The sequence below is a fragment of the Vibrio sp. 1069 genome (assembly GCF_033340555.1).
Genome location: NZ_JAWOWP010000173.1, coordinates 1 through 907, shown reverse-complemented (window position 1 = coordinate 907; position 907 = coordinate 1). Strand labels below are relative to the sequence as shown.

Here is a 907-nt window from a genome sequence, read left to right as displayed (position 1 = left end):
ATTGTCCGTCAAATGCAGTTCAGGCAAGCCTATTTGATGAGCAAACTTCTGTAAAACCTCATCGATAGTTTGGCGTGCTGACATAGAAACAGTCCTTTTGAGAATTTTATCGGGAAACATATTCGATATCGTGGGGTGTGTTTATCAATTTTGGTTGTTAGTTATTATATTTTGGCCGGAAACACAGAATTGACACCTTGCTTCTAATCTTACAAGTGAGTGCTGGTGCATATAAAAATTAACGGTTATTAAATTCTATTATGGTGAGATTTTGGTTTATATCGACAAGCGATGAAGAATTAGAATTGTGTTATCTTAAAAATTAAATACTATGTTAATTACGTGTTGTACGTGGAACGTTATTGCTGTCCATCTGTAGAATAAATATAAGCCGAAAATTTAAACGTACACATAAGAAGTTGTGTAAAAATAAATCATAATAAGACGATAAAAATAATTTATGGGAGCCTAAATGAAAAGCAGTAAGTGGGCCGGTCTTATCGGTTTAATGTTATTGACTGGATGCGCTCAGTCCGTGGGGACTGCACAGCCATTTTCCGTTCAGAGCCAAGCGAATGTATATGGGTGGATTTCTGTCGAAGGATACCATCCTCCAGTTTCGACCTATATAGAGGTGGAGATGTATCAAGCTCTTGAAAATCAATGTTTTACTGTTGCTTCTCAGCAATATCAAGGTGTTCAGTTACCAGTTCAATATTCTTTTCTTATTGCGCCAATTCAAGCCGGGAAAGGAGAAATGAAAGTGATAGGGAAACTCTATTCTCAAGGTCAAATTATCGCCAAAAATGAGCAGAAATATATATTCAGAGAAGGAAGTCAGAAAGTGGATTTAAGACTTTTTCCTATAGAAATAGAAACAAAAAAGTAATCGGTTACATTTAATTAG

1 protein-coding gene and 1 pseudogene are annotated in these 907 nt (G+C 35.6%); one reads left to right on the top strand and one right to left on the bottom strand.

Going from position 1 to position 907, the window contains the following annotated elements; all coding sequences use genetic code 11:
• Window positions 1-84: pseudogene (locus tag R7040_RS25260) on the bottom strand (exoenzyme S synthesis protein C); the annotation flags it as partial.
• A 388-nt stretch (window positions 85-472) separates the two neighbouring features.
• Between R7040_RS25260 and R7040_RS25255 the strand changes: the two are divergent.
• Window positions 473-889 (top strand): YscW family type III secretion system pilotin, encoded by a 417-nt coding sequence (locus R7040_RS25255; protein ID WP_318097388.1) that lies wholly within the window; start codon window positions 473-475, stop codon window positions 887-889.
• Window positions 890-907 lie beyond the last annotated feature (18 nt).

What these genes read in the sequence shown, in the direction of transcription:
- R7040_RS25255 (WP_318097388.1), top strand. Translation starts at nt 473, where the DNA reads ATGAAAAGCAGTAAGTGGGCCGGTCTTATCGGTTTAATGTTATTGACT.